The 458-nt window shown below is 44.3% G+C and carries 2 tRNA genes; both read right to left on the bottom strand.

Annotated features, from left to right (window positions below):
* Window positions 1-151: 151 nt before the first annotated feature.
* Window positions 152-227, bottom strand: a tRNA-Ala gene (locus IQP38_RS25485).
* Window positions 228-269: 42 nt separating this feature from the next.
* Window positions 270-346: transfer RNA gene (locus IQP38_RS25480), tRNA-Ile, on the bottom strand.
* Window positions 347-458: the final 112 nt, after the last annotated feature.

The following is a 458-nucleotide window of genomic DNA, read 5'->3' as shown; positions in this document are numbered from 1 at the left end:
ATGTGTTTTTTGGTGTTTGTCATAAAGACAAACATTGAGAACTTTACAAACAATCTTAAAAGATTGTTTTGTCAGCTTTCCAAATTGTTAAAGAGCTAGATTTTCTGATGAAAACCATTTTTAAAGATTCTTTTTCAAGAACACTTAAAGATGGTGGAGCTATGCGGGATCGAACCGCAGACCTCCTGCGTGCAAGGCAGGCGCTCTCCCAGCTGAGCTATAGCCCCATCAAGGTGTCGATACTGTCGCCAATTCCTTGGGAAAGAAATTGGTGGGTCTGAGTGGACTCGAACCACCGACCTCTCGCTTATCAGGCGAACGCTCTAACCACCTGAGCTACAGACCCAGTATCGTCTCTTTACTTCATAAACCGTATCAATCTGTGTGAACACTCATCGCAATAATCATCGTTTAAGGAGGTGATCCAGCGCCAGGTTCCCCTAGCGCTACCTTGTTAC

The organism is Vibrio sp. OPT41 (genome assembly GCF_015163595.1).
GTDB classification, from domain to species: domain Bacteria; phylum Pseudomonadota; class Gammaproteobacteria; order Enterobacterales; family Vibrionaceae; genus Vibrio; species Vibrio alginolyticus.
Note: the sequence above shows the minus strand (reverse complement) of the source record. Positions and strands in the feature narration are given on the sequence as shown.